We start from the raw sequence: 18,093 nt of genomic DNA, 5'->3' as shown, positions 1-18,093 counted from the left end.
CTTGATCGCAAGCGTATCACCGCCGCAACGGCACTGTCGTCTGGAAGCGGCACCTGAAGCGATACACAAAGCGGCACAGGAGACGATACGTGAAGCAGTGCTGCACGGTTGTGCGGCGTAATCGTTGTGTCCAATTGTCTGTAAGTCTGTAAATATGCTAGCACCGGCCTCTGGCTTGCGCGTCCGAACGCCGCCCGGTTTCGGTGCAGACCCTATCAGTGTTTTCCCTTTGCCTGAAAATCTTCTCGTGCCCTTGCGGCAAAAATCTTATATTCTCTGAAGTATGACAGCCATAGGGCTGATATAACCGTAACTGCCAGTCCGCCAGACACTGCCCATCTTCAGGCTGCGTCTGCGGCCGCATAACCCTGACATTGAAGGATGCCCCCCATGAAAAATAATGCTCTGGTTCTGACCGCGCTTGCCACCGCTCTATTCAGTGTGAATGCTTCAGCCGCCACGCAATGGGACTTGCCCACGGCTTACCCTGATTCCAATTTCCATACTGAAATTGCCATGAAATTCGTCAAGGCTGTGTCCGATGCCACGGGCGGCGAATTCAAAATTACCGTTCACTCCAACGCATCGCTGTTCAAGGCGCCGGAAATCAAGCGGGCAGTGCAGGGTAATCAGGCTCAGGCCGGTGAAATCCTGCTAAGCAACTTCGCCAACGAAGATCCCATTTATGAACTGGATGGCCTGCCGTTTTTGGCCACCGGCTATGAACAGGCCTGGAAACTGTACCAGGCACAGAAACCCTATCTGGAAAAGAAACTGGAATCCCAGGGTATGAAGCTGTTGTATTCAGTGGCGTGGCCGCCGCAAGGGATCTACACCAATAAAACGCTCAATTCGATTGACGACATGAAAGGCCTGAAATGGCGTGCGTACAGCCCGGTCACTTCCAAAATTGCACAGGAAGTGGGCGCCCATCCGGTTACCATCCAGCAGGCGGAACTGTCCCAGGCATTGGCCACGGGAGTGGTCGATTCATATATGTCATCGGGTTCTACCGGTTACGACACCAAAACCTATGAGTATTTGAAAAAGCTCTACGACACGCAGGCCTGGTTACCCAAGAATGCATTGATCGTCAATAAAAGAGCCTTTGATGCACTGGACGATAAAGAGCGCAAGGCATTGCTGGATGCGGCAGCCGAAGCTGAAAAAACCGGCTGGACATTGTCTCAGGAAAAAACCAAATGGTACAACGAGCAATTGGTAAAGAATGGTGTGGAAATAGTTAAACCCTCGAGCGAGCTGATTGCCGGCCTGACCAAAATCGGCGAGAGCATGATTGCCGACTGGACCAAGAAAGCTGGTGCAGATGGTGAAAAACTGCTGAACGACTACAAATCAAAATGAGGCGTTTGCTTAACTGTGTCTATGAAGGCGCCGCCTGGCTCGCCGGGCTGTTCATGATCGGCATTTTGGTATTTGTGCTCTGGTCCATCATCATCAGGCAAATGGGAACCAATTTTCCGGGGCTCGATGCCTATGCCGGTTACTCCATGGCAGCGGCAGGTTTTTTGGCGCTGGCCAGCACCTTTCGCAACAACGAACATATTCGGGTCACGCTGATTCTGTCTGCGCTCAAGCCGCGCGCGCGCCACTATCTGAACCTGTTCACACTTGTGGTTGCGACAGTGCTGTCGGGGGCACTGGCCTGGTTCAGCATCAAGCTGGTCATGGACTCCTATAGTTATCACGATCTGTCTACCGGAGAAGATGCTACGCCCTTGTGGATCCCACAGTTGGGTATGGCTGCCGGTTGCCTGCTATTTTGCATCGCGATTGTGGACGAATTTATCAGTTCCCTCAAAAAAGGCTACTCGCGCACAGAGGAAGAGCCGGTTTCCATCCAGACCTGATCGGTGGTCAGGACACCTTCCTTTGGGTAATCCGTGCCGGGCAAGATCGCCGGCAAATCATGCGCATACTGCGCGGAATGCATTATGAATGAGTCAATTGTCATTATTGTCCTGCTGGTTGCCATCTTCGGCTTTCTGGGCGCAGGGGTCTGGGTTGGCCTGACACTGTCCGGTTGCGCTTGGCTGACCATGGCGCTGTTCTCCTCCAGACCGGCGGGCGATGCCATGTCGCTAACTATATGGGGTGCGTCCTCGAGCTGGACGCTGACCGCGCTGCCGCTGTTTTTATGGATGGGCGAAATTCTGTTTCGCTCCCGGCTCTCCACCGATCTGTTTCGTGGCCTGGCCCCGTGGCTGAACCGGTTGCCTGGTAAGCTGCTGCATACCAATATTATTGGCTGCGCCATTTTCGCCGCCGTCTCAGGTTCATCGGCAGCGACCTGCGCCACCATCGGAAAAATGACGATTCCCGAACTCAAGCGTCGTGGCTATCCCGACGATCAGGTGCTGGGTACGCTGGCGGGCGCCGGCACGCTCGGCCTGCTTATTCCGCCATCCATTATTATGATTGTGTATGGCGTTGCCGCCAACGTGTCCATCTCCCGGCTATTTATTGCAGGCGTGGTACCAGGTATTCTGCTGGCTGTTTTGTTCATGGGTTACATCATTGTGTGGTCACTGCTTCATCCCGGGGCCATTCCACCCGAGCAGAACAAAATGACGTTCCGACAGAAAATTGCCGAGTCCCGTTATCTGATCCCGGTGGTGTTGCTGATTGTGGCTGTACTTGGTTCTATCTATACTGGCATCGCAACGGCTACTGAGGCTGCAGCGCTCGGCGTTGTCGGTGCTTTCCTTCTTTCCGTACTGCAAGGCTCCATGAGCTGGGCCGCGTTCAAGGACTCGTTGCTGGGCGCAACACGACTGTATTGCATGATTGCGCTGATTCTGGCTGGCGCTCAGTTCCTCACGCTGGCAATGGGCTATATCGGGTTGCCACGCGCGCTGGCCGAATGGATCGCGTCCCTGGGACTGTCGCAGTTTGGTCTTGTGCTCGCGCTTATGGCGTTCTTCGTCTTATTGGGCTGCTTTCTGGATGGGATCTCAATGGTAGTGCTCACTATCGGTGTGCTACTTCCTACCGTACAGGCTGCAGGGCTTGACCTGGTGTGGTTTGGTGTCTTTCTGATTTTCGTTATTGAGATGGCTCAAATCACGCCACCTATTGGTTTTAATCTGTTTGTATTGTCCGGCATGACCAAAAAGGAGCTTCCCTATATCGCCAGGGTGGCGCTGCCCATGTTCCTGCTGATGATCGTTGGCGTGATGATTATCTACTGGATTCCGGACCTGGTACTGTGGCTGCCACAGAACGTACGCTAAGTGCCCATGGCGCAAGATGCCATGCGCATATTTTCATCATGTAAATGATGTAAGCATGCATGTCTGCAAGTGGCAAATGCGGTGCAAAATGCACGATCATCGCCAAAGTAAATCGAAATTGCTCAAAAATATTTTGTGTGTATATGTAATAAAGTGTTTTTAATTTTAATTGACATAATTTTGCCAAGACTGAAACCTTATGATGGAAGATAACTTTTGTAAGATTTCAATTGGCATTTGCGCAAATCGCTAGGGTTTCCACTAGTCTCAATATGAATTTTAATGTGTAACGTGTAGCGAAATGCGCAAGTTGTGTGAAGAACAAACGTCACACACGTTTCACAATGCATGTTTAGGATAGCCGGGGTACATGAAAACATTTGACGAATTGTTCTCTGCGTTTAGCGAAGACAACGGTGGCGAAAATCTGGAGTACGATGCTGCGTTTCTGGCATTACAGCAGGCGGTAGTAGAAAAGCCGGAACAACAGTTTGGCGATACGATTATTGATGCTCAGGCTCCGGATTGGAACCAGGTTGAAAAGCAAGCGCTCGCGCTTTGTGACAGAACCTGCGATTTGCGCGTGATCCATGCGCTGGCTTGCGCATGGGCGTCACAAAATGGTCTCGCAGGCTACGCCAGCGGTATCCGGTTGGCGCACGATGCTCTGCAAAAATGCTGGATTGGCGTCTATCCGCAACTGGTTGAAGATGATTACGAAGATCCGTTGCCCCGCATCAACGCCATCAATTCTCTGGCAGATATGCAAGGTGTAGGACGAAGCGTACGCAGCGCCAACCTGCTCACCGGCGCACACGGCCAGTTGTCGTTGCGCGATGCTGAATCCATCATGGAAGGCTCGCGTGCCGATCTGTTCCCCGGTGGCCGGGCTCGTTTGGTGGAAACGCTGAACCAGGCTGCTATTGCGGGTGCTCCGGAAATGATCGGATTGAGCGGCGCAGCAAAAAGCCTGCAGGGCATTGTGGAACTGGCCACCGAAAAGCTTGGCACAGAGTGGGCGCCGTCGGCATCATCGCTGCAGCGAAGTTTTGAGCTGATCACAAGTGCATTAGGTGCTTCGGCAACGTGGCAAGCGCAACAGCCCGATAGCACGGGTGTAGATAACAATGGCGAGCAAGGTGTGGTTGAACCTGCCGCCGGCAATATCGCAACAGCGCAACAGCAAATGGCGGAAAGGTCGGTGTCATGGACAGAAGTGCAAATCAAAACGCGCGACGAGGCGATGGTTGCACTTGAAAAAATCAGCAGTTATTTTGAAATTCACGAACCGAGCCACCCGGCTCCGTTCCTGATCCGGCGGGTTCAGCAGACCATTCCTCTTAATTTTCATGAAATGCTGAAAAATCTCACCCCCGGTAACGCCGAGCAGTTTGAAAACTGGCTGCCCCGCGAAGAGTAAACAGATTTAGATAAATATGATCCGCCGGTTCAGCCGGCCAAGAGTTGGAGAGTAAAGAATGGCTACACGAATGTCGTCACGCAGAAGCGGCCAGAAGTTCATTGCACGAAACCGCGCTCCGCGTGTGCAGATCGAATATGACGTTGAAATCTATGGTGCCGAAAGAACCATTCAGTTGCCATTTGTCATGGGTGTCATGGCTGATCTTGCCGGTAAATCCGAAGTGCCGCAGGCCGATATCAACGACCGAAAATTCCTTGAAGTAGATATTGATAATTTCGATGAGCGCATGAAGGCCATCAAGCCGCGCGTGGCATTTCAGGTGCCCAACACCCTGACCGGCGACGGTGTGCTCAGTGTGGATATGAGCTTTGACAGCATCGACGATTTTTCACCGGCACAGGTGGCGCGCAAGGTGGATGCGCTTAATGAACTGCTGCAGGCGCGTACTGAACTGGCCAATCTGCTGACCTACATGGACGGCAAGACCGGCGCAGAAGAACTCATCAGCAAGGTACTGAAGAACCCGGCCCTGATGAAAACGCTGGCTGCTGCGCCGAACAAGGATACATCTGCCCCCGAGGCCGACAAGCCTGCACCCGACGCAGACGATACCAGCAAGTAACAGGAAGAGTTAAATGAGCACGAGCGTACAGAAAGAAGCGGCACAGTTGGAAGGACTGCAGTCCGATGGTCTCGCTTCATTACTGAAAAAAGAATTCAAGCCCAAGACCGACCAGGCCCGTGAAGCGGTAGAGAATGCGGTGCGCACGTTGGCCGAACAGGCGCTGACCAACACGGTCACCATGTCTTCCGATGCCTATTCGACCATCCAGGCGATTATTGCGGAGATTGATCACAAACTGTCCGAGCAGATCAACCTGATCATGCACAATGACGAGTTCCAGAAACTTGAAGGCGCCTGGCGCGGCCTGCATTACCTGGTCAACACTTCCGAAACGGACGAGTTGTTGAAAATCCGCGTGATGTGCATCACCAAGAGGGAACTGGGTCGCACCCTCAAACGCTATAAGGGCGTCGGCTGGGACCAGAGCCCGATTTTCAAGCGTGTTTACGAAGAAGAGTATGGTCAGTTTGGCGGTGAGCCCATCGGATGCATTGTGGGCGACTATCATTTTGATCACAGCCCGCCAGACGTTGAACTGCTGGGTGAAATGGCGCGCATTTCTTCGGCTGCCCACTGCCCATTCATTTCCGGTGCATCGCCAGAAGTCATGCAGATGGATTCCTGGCAGGAACTGGCCAACCCGCGGGACCTGACCAAAATCTTTACAAACTCCGAATATGCCGCCTGGCGCAGTTTGCGCGAGTCAGAAGACTCACGCTATATCGGCCTGGCAATGCCACGCTTTCTGGCGCGTTTACCTTACGGCTCGCGCACCAATCCGGTGGACGAATTCGATTTTGAAGAGGACACTGACGGCGCCACGCATGAGCGCTATACCTGGGCCAATTCGGCCTACGCCATGGCTTCCAACATCAACCGCTCCTTCAAGGAATACGGCTGGTGCACCTCTATTCGTGGCGTCGAGTCCGGCGGCGCAGTCGAAGACCTGCCTTGCCACACCTTCCCCACCGACGATGGCGGCGTCGATATGAAATGCCCCACGGAAATCGCTATTAGCGACCGTCGTGAGGCCGAGCTGGCCAAAAACGGCTTCATGCCGCTGGTTCATCGCAAAAACTCCGACTTTGCCGCCTTCATCGGTGCGCAGTCGCTGCAAAAGCCACATGAATATAACGACCCGGATGCCACAGCCAATGCCCGGTTGTCGGCCCGCCTGCCATATCTGTTTGCATGCTGCCGCTTTGCGCATTATCTCAAGTGTATTGTGCGCGACAAAATCGGTTCGTTCCGTGAACGTGACGATATGGAACGCTGGCTCAATGACTGGATCATGAATTATGTCGATGGTGATCCGGCCAACTCGTCGCAGGAAACAAAGGCGCGCAAGCCACTGGCTGCCGCCGAGGTCCAGGTTACGGAGATCGAAGACAACCCGGGCTATTACGCTGCCAAGTTCTTCCTGCGTCCGCATTATCAACTCGAAGGCCTGACGGTGTCGCTGCGTCTTGTATCCAAACTGCCGTCGCTCAAACAGAACGATAGCTGATTGCTCCAGAACAATGCTGCCCTTACACAGGGCAGTGACGATTGGCCGGCGCATCGAAGCGATGTGTCGGACAAAACCGGATATCCAGCGGTCGGGGATATCTACAGTTGTAAGTAGTATGTGAAGCAATGACAGGCCGAAGTGGCCTGATCGCAAATCAAATTAATTAGCTCACTAGGAGAAAATTGTGGCTGTTGATATGTTTATGAAAATTGAAGGTGCAAACGGCGAATCCAAGGATTCCAACCACAAGGACTGGAGCGACATCCAGTCTTTCGCATGGGGTGCAACACAACCCGGTTCCATGGCTACCGGCGGTGGCGGTGGTACTGGTAAAGCCAGCTTTAACGACCTGAACGTTGTTGCCCGCGTTGACCGGGCTGCACCAGCAGTGATGAAACACTGCTCTACCGGTAAACACCTGAGCAGGGTTGAAGTATCAGTGTGCAAGGCCGGTGGCACACAGGTGGAATACTCCAAAATTACGCTGGAAGACGTTCTGGTGACTTCTGTTCAATACACAGGCGCGCACGACGGTGATGCCATGATGGTTAGCTATGCTTTCCAGGCTGCCAAAGTCAAGCAGCAGTATTGGGAGCAAACAGAGCAGGGCGGCAAAGGTGCTGAATCTATTATTGCCTATGACGTCAAACAAAACAAAATCGTCGGTTAATCGGCTTTTGTCGCGTTGACAGCAAGGGAGCTTTTTTTCAGGCTCCACAGGAGCTAACAGGTATGCCCCGTTGGGTATCTGTTAGCTCATTGCATTTTTTATTACGGAATGGATATGACAGGCATCGTAAAGGCACTGGATGGCAAGAGCGTTGATGAACAGCTCGATCAGGTGAAGGCACAGATAAGAAAAAAACCGGCTGACGCCGATCTGCGTGCCCGGCTGTTCCAGTTGCTGGCCGTCAAGGGGTTGTGGGACAAGGCATTTGAGCAATTAAAACTGAGCTCTGAAATGAATGCCCAGGCCCAGCCCGTTGCCGTGCTCTATACCGGCGCCATTACGGCGGAGCAGGAGCGCGAAGCCGTTTTTCGTGGCGAGAAAACGCCGGCGGTATTCGAGCAGCCACCCGAGTGGATGGCCATGTTGCTTGAGGCATTGCGCAGTGACGGCGAGACTGCGCACACCTTGCGGGAGCAGGCGCTGGAAGCGGCGCCGGCTGTGTCGGGCACGGTCGTGGTCAATGGCCAGGAGCAGGGGCAGGCATTTGACTGGCTGTGTGACGGCGACAGTCGCCTTGGCCCGGTGTGCGAGGTTATTGCCAATGGCCGCTATGGCTGGGTTCCCATGGATATGATCCAGTCGTTGCGTCTGATCCAGCCGGAAGGCCTGACCGATCTGATCTGGGTCCAGGCCGAAATCACGCTTGTGAGCGGCCGTTCGCAGATCGGCCTGATCCCGGCGCGTTATCCGGCGCCTGCCGATAAAAATTATGCCGATCTGGACGATGCCAGCAATCTGTCGCGCCGTACAGACTGGCAGCAGATCAGCCAGGACATCTATTTCGGAACCGGACAGAAAATGTGGATGACCGATGCGGGCGAGTATGCGTTGTTGGATATGCGCAGCGTCACGTTTCATCATGGGCAGTTGAACTGATCCGCCTGCCTGTATCGGAAACAGAAATAGAACAAAAGCAAGATAGTCACAGGTGTGTCGTATATGGATATGGAAGACATTTCAGGTAAACGGACGGCATTCGGCATGCGCGAGCGTCGCGCTGCCAAGGACCGTTTGCAGCCGGCATTGCTGGATCGCCTCACGGACAACGAACCGCTGAAAAAAAAGGAAAGCCGTGACAGCGTCATGATCACTTACGATACGCTGCGCCATGCCGTACTGCGGGACCTGCGCTGGGTGCTGAACACGGTCAATATTGAAACCGTAGATGACCTGGATGCCTTTCCCCAGGTGCGTCATTCAACTGTCAATTTCGGCGTCGAAGCGCTGGCCGGCAGGCGCATGTCCGAGATCGACTGGGTTGATATGGAGCAGTCCATCAAGACGGCCATTATTCATTTCGAACCGCGTATTCTGGCCGACTCGCTGGAAGTGGCCTGTGTCAGCGAAGTGACCTCGCTGGAGCATCATAATGTGCTCAGCCTGGAGATCCGCGGCAAACTTTGGTGTAATCCCTATCCGCGCGAGTTTCTGTTCCGTACCGACATTGATCTGGAAAGCGGCCATATGGATCTGCAGGAACAGGGGACTGTCTGATGGAACAGCGTTTCCTGGATTATTACAATCGTGAACTTGCCTACATTCGGGAGATGGGCAAGGAGTTCGCCGATCATTATCCCAAGATAGCAGGTCGCCTGGGGATGAATGGCATCGAGGTGGCAGACCCGTATGTCGAACGCCTGCTTGAAGGCTTCAGTTTCCTGACTGCGCGCATCCACATGAAAATGGATGCCGAGTTTCCGCAGTTTTCCCAGCGTTTGCTCGAAGTGGTCTATCCGAATTATCTGGCGCCGACCCCATCCATGGCCGTGGTGCAGGTTTCTCCCAGCATGAACGAGGGCAGCCTGGCTAAGGGCTTTACCCTGCCCAAGGGGACGGTCATGCGTGGCCGTATTCCCAAGACGGAACAGACACCCTGCGAATTTGTGACCGGTCACGCACTGACCCTGTGGCCATTGCAGGTGACGAGCGCCGAGCTCTCGGGCGTTCCGCCCGATCTGCCCTTGAAGCGGATGAATCTGAACAACCGGAACCAGCCTGTGCGCAGCTCGCTGCGAATTCGGCTGGAAATCAAGGGCGGCGTCAAGCTGCACGAATTCAAGCTGGATCAGTTGGTATTTCATTTGAATGGTCAGGACATTCACATGCAGCGGTTGCTCGAACTCATCATGGGGCATACCATTACGGTGCTGTGCCATGATGCTGAAAAGCCGGTCAAGTGGATCAACCGCATCAATGTCAATGACCTGCGTCATGAAGGGTTCGAGAGCGACCAGGCGCTGCTGCCTGCCGAGGCCCGGATCTTTCAGGGCTATCGCATTATTCAGGAGTACTTTGCCTTTCCTACTCGCTTCATGTTCTTCAGCGTCAACAATATGCAAAAGGCGCTCAAGCTGCCGGCTGCCATCGCTGCGGGCAGCGCCAACGCAGCGGGTGGCCAGGAAAGCCGCTGCTTTGAGCTGACATTCCTGTTTGACAAGGACATGCCCGAGCTGGAAGGCAATGTGACGGCAGAGAATCTGGCGCTGCACTGCACGCCGGTCGTTAACCTGTTTCCAAAAAAAGCCGACCGGATTACGATTTCGCCCAACACCCACGAATATCATCTGGTGGTCGATCGTACACGACCGCTGGACTTCGAGGTTTACAACACGACACGGGTAGCGGGCTACTCGAATGTATCGGACCTGACAGAGAAAGAATTTCGACCCTTTTTCGGGTCGCTGGGCAGCGATACCGACGATTATGGCGCTTACTACTCCATGAGACGTGAACCCCGTCTGCTGTCTGACACCGCGGCGCGCAATGGCGCGCGTACCGGTTATATCGGTAGCGAGGTCTTTCTTTCGCTTGTGGACAAACACCAGGCACCGTTTTCGGAGGATTTGCGGCACCTGAGTATGGATGTGCTGTGTACCAATCGCGATTTGCCCATGCTGATGCCGATTGGGCAGAAGAACGATCTGGCGTTGCGTGTGTCGGCGCCCATCGAGGGCATCAAGATCCTGCGGGGACCATCACGCCCCCGGCCCGCACTGGCCCAGGGCGCCTATGCTTGGCATCTGATCAGCCATCTGGGCCTCAATTATCTGAGCCTGATTGATTTGGATACAGAAAAAGGCGCACAAACCCTGCGTGAGATGTTAAAAATATATGCAAATATCGCCGATCCGGCCATTGCCAAGCAGATTAATGGCGTTCGGCATGTACGGGTAGAGGCCGTGCATCATCGGTTACCCGTACCAGGCCCCATCGTGTTTGGCAGGGGTGCGCGAATTCATCTGGAAGTGGATGAAGGGGCATTTTCCGGTGTCAGTCCCTATTTGTTCGGAGCCGTGCTCGAGCAGTTTTTTGCCCGGCATGTCTCCATCAATATGATGTCCGAGCTCGTGCTGTCTACCATGCAGCACGGCGAACTGGCCCGCTGGAAGCCTCGTATGGGCGCCCGGCCAGCCGTCTGAATCGCTGTACGTTGACGATCAACCGCCAAAGGAACAAAAATGTCTTCAGTTGCCCAGCCTAAAACCTACCCCGTCTACGATCCGGTACATCTGATCGGCGTTGTGAAAAAGCAGGATGAGCAGGAGTTTGTTGTTGAATGCGACGGTCATGAATGGGTCTGCCGTCGCGCTGCCAGTTGCCTGTTGCAGCCCCAGGTGGATGACACAGTGCTTATCAGCGGCCCGGAACGGGAGCGCGTATACCTGATTGCGGTGATCGAACAGGCACAGCAGAACGAATCCACGGTCAGTGTACCGGGCAAGCTCAATATCTCGGCCGACTCGGTCAATATCCACAGTGCTGCTGCCATGCAATTGCGCGGTGGCACTGCGCTGGATATCAATACCGCACAATTGAAGCTGAGTGCGGAAAAAGGCCAGTGTGTCATCGACGAGATGCAATATGTCGGTCGTGAACTGAAAACCACGGTTGGCATGATGCGGGTCATCGGCAAGGTTTACGAGTCGATCATGGACCGTCTGTCATTCATGAGCCGCACATCGTTCAAACTGACTGAAGAGGTTGAACACCTGCGGGCTGGCACCATCGATTATCAGGCTGAACAATCTGCCCGCCTGCATTCCAAATACACCATGGTCACAGCCAAGGACCTGGTCAAGGTCGATGGCAAACAGATCCATATGGGGTGATCCGGGGCGCGTGCCAATGGCCGCACCCGTTGTCGCCCGATCGCCTCAATGGGCACCCGAGGCAGCGCCCGGCTTGGCCATGAACGGCGGTCTGGTCAGCCAGACCAGTCCGACCAGCAGCACAAACAGCCAGCCCAGTCCCCAGAAGACTTCATTGAATGATATCTGCAATGCCTGCTGATTAATCAGGTTATTGATGTTATAGGCGGCAATCTCGGTGGTTTCTCCATACTGCTTCAATGCTTCTACCGCTGTCGGATTATAGACATTGATATTTTCGCTTAGCTGGGCATGATGAATAACAGCGCGATGGTCCCACAGGAATGTGGTAATCGACGCCGAGAAACTGCCTCCCAGCACTCGCAAGAAGGCCGCCAGGCCGGAGCCGGCAGCGATCTCATCGGGGCGCAGATCAGACAGCAGAATGGTTAGCACCGGCATGAAGAAAAACGCCACACCCAGGCCCAGTACCAGCTGGGTCATGGCAATATGCATGTAATCCAGATCGGTGGTGAAGTCGGCGCGCCAGAACGAGGTGAACGACATCACAACGAACGACAGGGATGCCAGCACACGCAGATCAATACGATTGGCATATTTGCCCACGATTGGCGCCAGAAAGACCGGCAGGATACCGATAGGCGCAGACACAATTCCCGACCACATCGAGTCATAGTTCAGGGTGCGCTGCAACCACAAGGGGATCAGCAAGCTGATGGCAAAGAAGGCGGAGTAGCCGAAAATAAGGGCAATGGTGCCGAACGCGAAATTGCGATGCCGAAAGAGCGTCAGATTCACAATGGGATTGGGGTGAGTCAGCTCCCAGATCAGGAATGCAATCGTGCCGATAACCGCCACGATCGTCAGTATCACGATAAAGTCCGAGCCGAACCAGTCTTTCTCATTGCCCAGGTCCAATACCACTTGCAGCGAACCCACCGCCACAATCAGCAGAATCAGACCCATATAGTCCACGCCGGATTTAATGATCGAAACCGGACGGGCTCGCATCTGGATAAAGACAATAAAGCTGGCAAACAGGCCCACCGGAATATTGATAAAGAAAATCCATTCCCACGAGTAACTGCTGGTAATCCAGCCGCCCAGGATGGGACCGGCGACGGGCGCCACCACCGTGACCATGGACAGGATGGACAGCGCCATGCCGCGTCGCGCCGCAGGATAAATGGAAATCAGCAGGCTTTGCGTGATCGGATACATCGGGCCTGCCACTGCACCCTGCAAGGCGCGAAAAGCAATCAGCTCCGTCATATTGGTAGAGATGCCGCAAAGAAACGACGTAATCACAAACAGGACAGTGCAGATATTGAACAGGCGCACTTCACCGAAGCGCCGGCTCAGAAAGCCGGTCAGTGGCAAGGTGATGGCGTTGCTCACGGCAAACGAGGTAATGATCCAGGTGCTCTGGGACGAACTGACGCCAAGGTTGCCGGCAATGGTTGGCAACGACACATTGGCGATCGTGGTGTCGAGCACCTGCATGAAGGTGGCAAGACATAGACCCAGGGTTGTCAGCCACAAGCTGGCCGGGGCGAACGGTTGCGTGGGCGTGCCGGGCGGCACCGTCCTGGATTTTTCGTTACTCATCGGCGCTTGTATTATCGGGAACGTTGGTCGCCAGGTTCTGTTGCACAATGTCTGATATCAACCGATCCGCCGCAGCCACCTGCTGATCGTAAATCGTGGTCAACAGCTTGCTGTTTGGATTGATACCGCTGGCAAGCACTGCCCCCTCGGTGTTGTGCAGATCGGCTTGAACAAACATGGACATGCCAATGCGCAGCGGGTGTTTTTCCAGTTGCTCAGGTTTGGCAAACTCCACGCGCACCGGGATCCGTTGCACGATCTTGATCCAGTTGCCGGTGGCGTTCTGGGCCGGCAACAGAGCAAAGGCGCTGCCCGTGCCAATGCCCAGGCTGCTGATCACGCCGTCATAGACCACATCGTCGCCGTACAGGTCGGAGGTAATGCTTACCGGCTGGCCGATACGCATGTCTTTCATTTGTGTTTCTTTGAAGTTGGCGTAAATCCATGCGTTTTTCAGCGGGACCACGGCCATCATGGCACTGCCTGCGGCCACGCGCTGGCCGACCTGCGCCGCACGCTTGGCGACATAGCCATCGGCTGGGGCCGTGATCGTGCTGCGCACATAGGTCAGATAGGCGGCTTTCAATTTGGACTCGGCAACCAGAATATCGGGATGCTGATTGATCAGCGTGCCGGCCACGAGCGCGTTGCTCACCTCGGCGTTCTGCTCGGATGCCGTCAATTGGCTGCGCGTTGCTTCAAGCTGGCTGATGGCCGACTGGTACTGGCTTTGTGCCTGCAGAAAGATGTCTCTGGCATGTGCGCTTTCCTCTTCGGAAATGGCGCCGGACTTGACCAGCTTCTGTCTGCGACTGTAGTCGGCTTTTGCCTTGTCCAGCGCTGTTTTGGCTCCCTTGACTGCAGATTCCTGAGCCTGCACCAACGCCTGCTGCGCGCCCGACGTGGCCTTGGCGCCGCTGGCCTGGCTGTACAGGCTGCGCACTTGCCTTACGGTTTTGGCCAACGTGGCCTTGGCCTGGTTCAAGGCAACTTCTGCCTCGGTCTGATCCAGGCGGATCAACGTATCACCGGCATGTACAAAGTCGCCATCGTCAGCAAAAATGCCTACCACGGTGCCTTCAACCTGCGGCGTGATCTGAATGATATTGCCCTGCACATAGGCGTCGTCGGTGCTTTCATACCAGCGGCCGTTCAGGTAATACATGACACCCGCAATAATGGCGATGATCACAACGGCCAGGAACAACAGCTTGAACAGAAAACCGCGTTTGTTGCCGGCAGGCTTTTTCTTTTGTTTTGCTTTTGTTCCCTCAGCGGAAGAAGCAGGAACGGCGGACGGTGCGTCGGGGGTGACCGTCGTTGTATTTGAATTGGAGCTCATGGAAGATGGTAACCGTGATGATCAGCCAGGCCAATGCGGGACCAGGCAATGCCAGCGACATCGCCCGTTTTCTCGATCGGCTGGAATTATGTAGGTTCAATTAATTGGGTAAGCAATAATTGCTTGGTCAATTAATGATAATCACAGAAAAAATCACGGTCAAATATTTTCTGAAAACGAACGCGCAAACGGCCCGATTCTGTTGTGAAAGTTCGGAAAATTCAGTCCTGCGTAAGCCTTGGGGCACGCTTGAGGCCGCCGATCCGTTGCGCCGGGAGCCGTTTTTCGATACGGTCGGGCTGGCCGACTGGCGCAGTCAAGGCCCCCAAGCCGCATTCAGGCTGCAATTATCCAGAGGAGGGCGCGACCAGGCGCACAAGAGCGGCAGGCATCAAAACGATGAGCCCGGTTGCTGCAGGAAGGTGATTTCCTCGGGCGTCGATGGGCGCCCCAGAATCTCGTTGCGATGCGGATAACGACCGAAAGCGTCGATGATGGCCTTGTGTTTCAGTTCAAACTGATACGACTCATTTGAACCATATTTGCGAAACAGGCATTCGGCCGCCTGGTGAATCACGGTTGATTCAGAATGCATCATGGGCATCAGCAAAAAATTGTTCTCCTGTTGCGTCAGATCGGCAAATTCGGTGGTACGCGTTGCTTCCTGGGAGAGCACCAGCGCCATCGTGTCATGGGCAAATGCCAGGGGTGTGCCGCGGCCGATGTTGCGCGAGAACTGATCCAATACAATGATCTCTGCAAGGCGTCCCCGAATGGAGCTGCGCCAGCCGCTTAGCTCGGCGCGCGTGGCCTGTTGCCATACCTCGGTAAAACGTTCGCAAATTGTTGCATCAAGTTGCGGATCGCTGGTAAACCATTGCTCAGAAGGGGTTTGTTCAAACCAGAATTCAAGAATATCCTGTGGAGACATACGCGATCCTTTTATAGAAATGAAGCTCAAATAAAGCGAAAGGGTGAAGATTAACCAAAAGGGCCGGCGAGGGAGACAGTAAGAGGCGGGTTCTGTGTGTCGGTCGCCTGGATACTGTCAAGGGTGTTGCCGACCGTTATAATACAGCCTTGATATTACGTGATTCGTCGCCATCTGCGACGTTATATCGCCCTACAATAACTGCATCGTATTACGGAATTTTTCATGAGATTACTGCTTGCCATTTTTCTGCCTTTTGTTGCATTTTTTACGATTGGACGCCCGATAGCCGGCATCATCTGCCTTATTTTGCAAATCACGTTAATCGGCTGGCTGCCTGCCGCTTTGTGGGCGGTCTACGCCCTGAGCCAGTACACTACCGACAAAAAAATCGCCTCGGTGCGCCAGCTTTAAACCGGAATCACGCCGTGTTACGCAGCCGTTGCATGGTATTGAAAGAGACATACTATGCACACTGTTAACCTGCCGTCATTTCGCATATTCGGCGTTCAGACCCGCACCAGCAATGCCGATGAAGATACCTTGAAGACGGCACGGCTGCCTCTGCTCTGGCATGATGTGTATACCGAACTGGTTCCTGAGTTACCTGCAGATGCGCCAGTCTATGGTGTCTATGGGGGCTACGAATCGGATCAGGACGGCCGGTATACCGTGACGGCAGGGGCCGACCAGAAACCCAAAAAATGCAATCTGGATCTGGTCGAGGTCACCGTACCTTCGGGACAGTATCTGGTCTTTAGCGGCAAGGGGAAAATGCCCGAAACGGTCATCCGGGTATGGCTCGATATCTGGGATTATTTCAAACGTGAAGACACGCCCCACCAGCGGGCCTACACCACCGATTTCGAAGTCTATCGGGGACGCGAGGAAACGGCGATCGAAGTTAGCGTGCATATCGCCATCAAATAAATCGTCATGGTTACCGCCAGGTACTTCATGGCTTGCTTCCACTGCCGCCCTGGATCCGTGCTCAGCGAATTGTTTTGCGGTCGTCTCCTGCATGTACGGCACTGTGACCAAACAGGCACCATCGGCGCACCATGTTGCAGATAGATTACACATTTGCCGCGGTTTTCGTTCTGATGTGATAAAACAATTGAAAATTACCGCTGGCCACTTATGATGGAAAGCTCTTCAGTTTTTTGTCTCCGAAGTTGACACGCGTGAAAAATCCCTTTTTACCCCACTATAACAACCATTCCGGCTGGAACGCGCTGTTGCCTGTACGCACGGCCACCACTGAACCGCAAGGCCTGCGTGCTTTTGATTTCATTGTCATCGGGGCGGGCTTTACCGGTCTGTCGGCAGCCCGCCGCCTGGCGCAGCTGGCGCCGGAAAAATCAGTGCTTGTTCTGGAAGGCAGCGTCATCGGCGAGGGTTCATCAAGCCGCAATTCCGGATTCATGTCCACGTTTCCCCGCTCTGGCATTGCGACGGATCCGGCGCAGGACGACCTTCTGGGACGCATGCAAATTCGTGTTTATGAACAGGGGCTGCAGTGGCTCAAGCGCACCTTGCAGGAGAACAGGATTGAATGCGACTGGGATGAAAACAGCGGTAAATACAATGCGTCGGCCACTCCGACCGGCAAGGCTTCCCTGCTGTCGGGCATAGACAAAAACAACCGGCTGGGCATTGACAGTGAAGTGCTGAGCCAGGATCAACTGGCGCAGCGACTGGGCACGCGGTATTACGATTTTGGTTATTACACGCGCAATAATGTTTTTGTCCAGCCTGCGGCCATGCATCGTGGCCTGGCCGACACCCTGTCGGAAAATGTCACTTTGCTGGAAGAAACATTTGCCAATCGTATTGCCGGCAGTGCAGGCCGCTACACGGTATCGACGAGTAAGGGCGATTTTTCCGCCGGCCAGTTGGTAATCGCCAATAACGCTTTTGCCCGCAAACTGGGTTTCCTGAAAGACCGCCTGATTGCGATCTACACGTATGCCGGGCTGACCCCGGCGCTCTCGGATGAACAGGCCGCTGCCCTGGGGCCAGCCAGGCAATGGGGCCTGCTGCCGGCTCACCGCCTTGGCACGACGCTGCGCAAGGTGTCGGGCAACCGTTTCATGGTGCGTAGCGCCTATTCCTATGAGTCAGAGCGCAGTGCTGCTGCCTATACCACCATGCTGACGCATTATTACAAACGGCGCTTTCCACAAATGGCATCGCACGAGTTTGAGTATGTCTGGGGAGGCACTACCGCGCTTACGCGTAACGGCGGCATCTTTTTCGGCAAACTGGCCGATGGCATCTACGGCTCGCTCGGGTGCAATGGCTCGGGTGTGCTGCGTGGCACGGTAAACGGGCGCCTGTTGGCCGAGCTTATGCTGAACCATCGGTCCGAAGAGCTGGATGCGGTATTGGGGCTGGGGGGGCCGTCCTGGTTGCCGCCGGAGCCGTTGCGGGCGTTGGGTGTGAAAAGCGCTATTTTCTTTCAGGGAATCAGGGCCAGCGCCGAGCGTTAACAATACCTGTACATGCTGCGCCGGTTACTGCACAGCATATTGCGATCGCAATACATGTGGATTAAATTG

The 18,093-nt window shown here is 54.4% G+C and carries 17 protein-coding genes; 14 read left to right on the top strand and 3 right to left on the bottom strand.

Going from position 1 to position 18,093, the window contains the following annotated elements; genetic code table 11:
- The first annotated feature begins 390 nt into the window (after positions 1 to 390).
- The 11 genes from INT32_RS16630 to INT32_RS16580 all read left to right on the top strand — a co-directional run bounded on the left by INT32_RS16630 (position 391) and on the right by INT32_RS16580 (position 11,651).
- Positions 391 to 1,365 carry a TRAP transporter substrate-binding protein gene (locus INT32_RS16630; RefSeq protein ID WP_193089837.1) on the top strand — a complete coding sequence of 325 codons (975 nt, stop codon included), beginning with the start codon at positions 391 to 393 and terminating at the stop codon, positions 1,363 to 1,365.
- On the top strand, positions 1,362 to 1,871 hold the full coding sequence (locus tag INT32_RS16625; protein ID WP_193089836.1) for a TRAP transporter small permease: 510 nt from the start codon (positions 1,362 to 1,364) through the stop codon (positions 1,869 to 1,871). Before INT32_RS16630 ends, INT32_RS16625 begins: the two co-directional genes overlap by 4 nt.
- Positions 1,872 to 1,955: 84 nt before the next feature.
- The gene (locus INT32_RS16620) at positions 1,956 to 3,254 is read left to right on the top strand and encodes a TRAP transporter large permease (protein WP_193089835.1); all 1,299 of its coding nucleotides are present in this window, start codon (positions 1,956 to 1,958) and stop codon (positions 3,252 to 3,254) included.
- 370 nt (positions 3,255 to 3,624) lie between these two features.
- A complete protein-coding gene (gene tssA / locus INT32_RS16615; RefSeq protein ID WP_193089834.1) occupies positions 3,625 to 4,674 on the top strand; it encodes a type VI secretion system protein TssA in 1,050 nt (349 codons plus the stop codon).
- A 58-nt stretch (positions 4,675 to 4,732) separates the two neighbouring features.
- Entirely contained in the window at positions 4,733 to 5,299 is a 567-nt protein-coding gene (gene tssB, locus INT32_RS16610) for a type VI secretion system contractile sheath small subunit (protein WP_226817172.1), read from the top strand.
- A 13-nt stretch (positions 5,300 to 5,312) separates the two neighbouring features.
- Positions 5,313 to 6,809 (top strand): type VI secretion system contractile sheath large subunit, encoded by a 1,497-nt coding sequence (gene tssC, locus INT32_RS16605; RefSeq protein ID WP_193089833.1) that lies wholly within the window; start codon positions 5,313 to 5,315, stop codon positions 6,807 to 6,809.
- Positions 6,810 to 6,996: 187 nt separating this feature from the next.
- Positions 6,997 to 7,482, top strand: coding sequence for a type VI secretion system tube protein Hcp (locus INT32_RS16600; RefSeq protein ID WP_193089832.1), 486 nt, complete (start codon positions 6,997 to 6,999; stop codon positions 7,480 to 7,482).
- Between the two features lie 114 nt (positions 7,483 to 7,596).
- Complete coding sequence (locus tag INT32_RS16595) at positions 7,597 to 8,418, top strand: type VI secretion system accessory protein TagJ (RefSeq protein WP_193089831.1); 822 nt, start codon at positions 7,597 to 7,599, stop codon at positions 8,416 to 8,418.
- Positions 8,419 to 8,481: 63 nt separating this feature from the next.
- A complete protein-coding gene (gene tssE / locus INT32_RS16590) occupies positions 8,482 to 9,036 on the top strand; it encodes a type VI secretion system baseplate subunit TssE (protein ID WP_226817170.1) in 555 nt (184 codons plus the stop codon).
- Positions 9,036 to 10,961: a type VI secretion system baseplate subunit TssF gene (gene tssF / locus INT32_RS16585; protein WP_193089830.1), complete on the top strand. Its 1,926-nt coding sequence runs from the start codon at positions 9,036 to 9,038 to the stop codon at positions 10,959 to 10,961. The genes tssE and tssF overlap by 1 nt, the downstream gene beginning before the upstream one ends.
- 39 nt (positions 10,962 to 11,000) lie before the next feature.
- Positions 11,001 to 11,651, top strand: coding sequence for a DUF3540 domain-containing protein (locus INT32_RS16580; protein WP_193089829.1), 651 nt, complete (start codon positions 11,001 to 11,003; stop codon positions 11,649 to 11,651).
- 45 nt (positions 11,652 to 11,696) lie between these two features.
- Here the strand turns inward: INT32_RS16580 and INT32_RS16575 are convergent, their stop codons facing one another.
- The 3 genes from INT32_RS16575 to INT32_RS16565 all read right to left on the bottom strand — a co-directional run bounded on the left by INT32_RS16575 (position 11,697) and on the right by INT32_RS16565 (position 15,532).
- Positions 11,697 to 13,259, bottom strand: coding sequence for a DHA2 family efflux MFS transporter permease subunit (locus INT32_RS16575; protein ID WP_226817168.1), 1,563 nt, complete (start codon positions 13,257 to 13,259; stop codon positions 11,697 to 11,699).
- Positions 13,252 to 14,601, bottom strand: coding sequence for an efflux RND transporter periplasmic adaptor subunit (locus INT32_RS16570; protein WP_193089828.1), 1,350 nt, complete (start codon positions 14,599 to 14,601; stop codon positions 13,252 to 13,254). Before INT32_RS16570 ends, INT32_RS16575 begins: the two co-directional genes overlap by 8 nt.
- Positions 14,602 to 14,992: 391 nt before the next feature.
- Complete coding sequence (locus INT32_RS16565) at positions 14,993 to 15,532, bottom strand: DUF924 family protein (RefSeq protein ID WP_193089827.1); 540 nt, start codon at positions 15,530 to 15,532, stop codon at positions 14,993 to 14,995.
- Positions 15,533 to 15,757: 225 nt separating this feature from the next.
- Here INT32_RS16565 and INT32_RS16560 point away from each other — a divergent pair, with 225 nt between their 5' ends.
- From INT32_RS16560 to INT32_RS16550, 3 genes are all read left to right on the top strand, one after another.
- The gene (locus tag INT32_RS16560) at positions 15,758 to 15,946 is read left to right on the top strand and encodes a YqaE/Pmp3 family membrane protein (protein ID WP_128393095.1); all 189 of its coding nucleotides are present in this window, start codon (positions 15,758 to 15,760) and stop codon (positions 15,944 to 15,946) included.
- A gap of 54 nt (positions 15,947 to 16,000) precedes the next feature.
- Positions 16,001 to 16,462, top strand: a complete 462-nt coding sequence (locus tag INT32_RS16555; RefSeq protein WP_193089826.1) for a GyrI-like domain-containing protein — start codon at positions 16,001 to 16,003, stop codon at positions 16,460 to 16,462.
- A 254-nt stretch (positions 16,463 to 16,716) separates the two neighbouring features.
- Positions 16,717 to 18,024, top strand: a complete 1,308-nt coding sequence (locus INT32_RS16550; protein WP_193089825.1) for an FAD-binding oxidoreductase — start codon at positions 16,717 to 16,719, stop codon at positions 18,022 to 18,024.
- Positions 18,025 to 18,093: the final 69 nt, after the last annotated feature.

Origin of the sequence: Advenella sp. FME57 (genome assembly GCF_014897675.1) — a bacterium.
GTDB lineage: Bacteria > Pseudomonadota > Gammaproteobacteria > Burkholderiales > Burkholderiaceae_B > Advenella.
The sequence above is the reverse complement of the archived record's forward strand: the minus strand, read 5'-3'. Positions and strand labels throughout refer to the sequence as shown.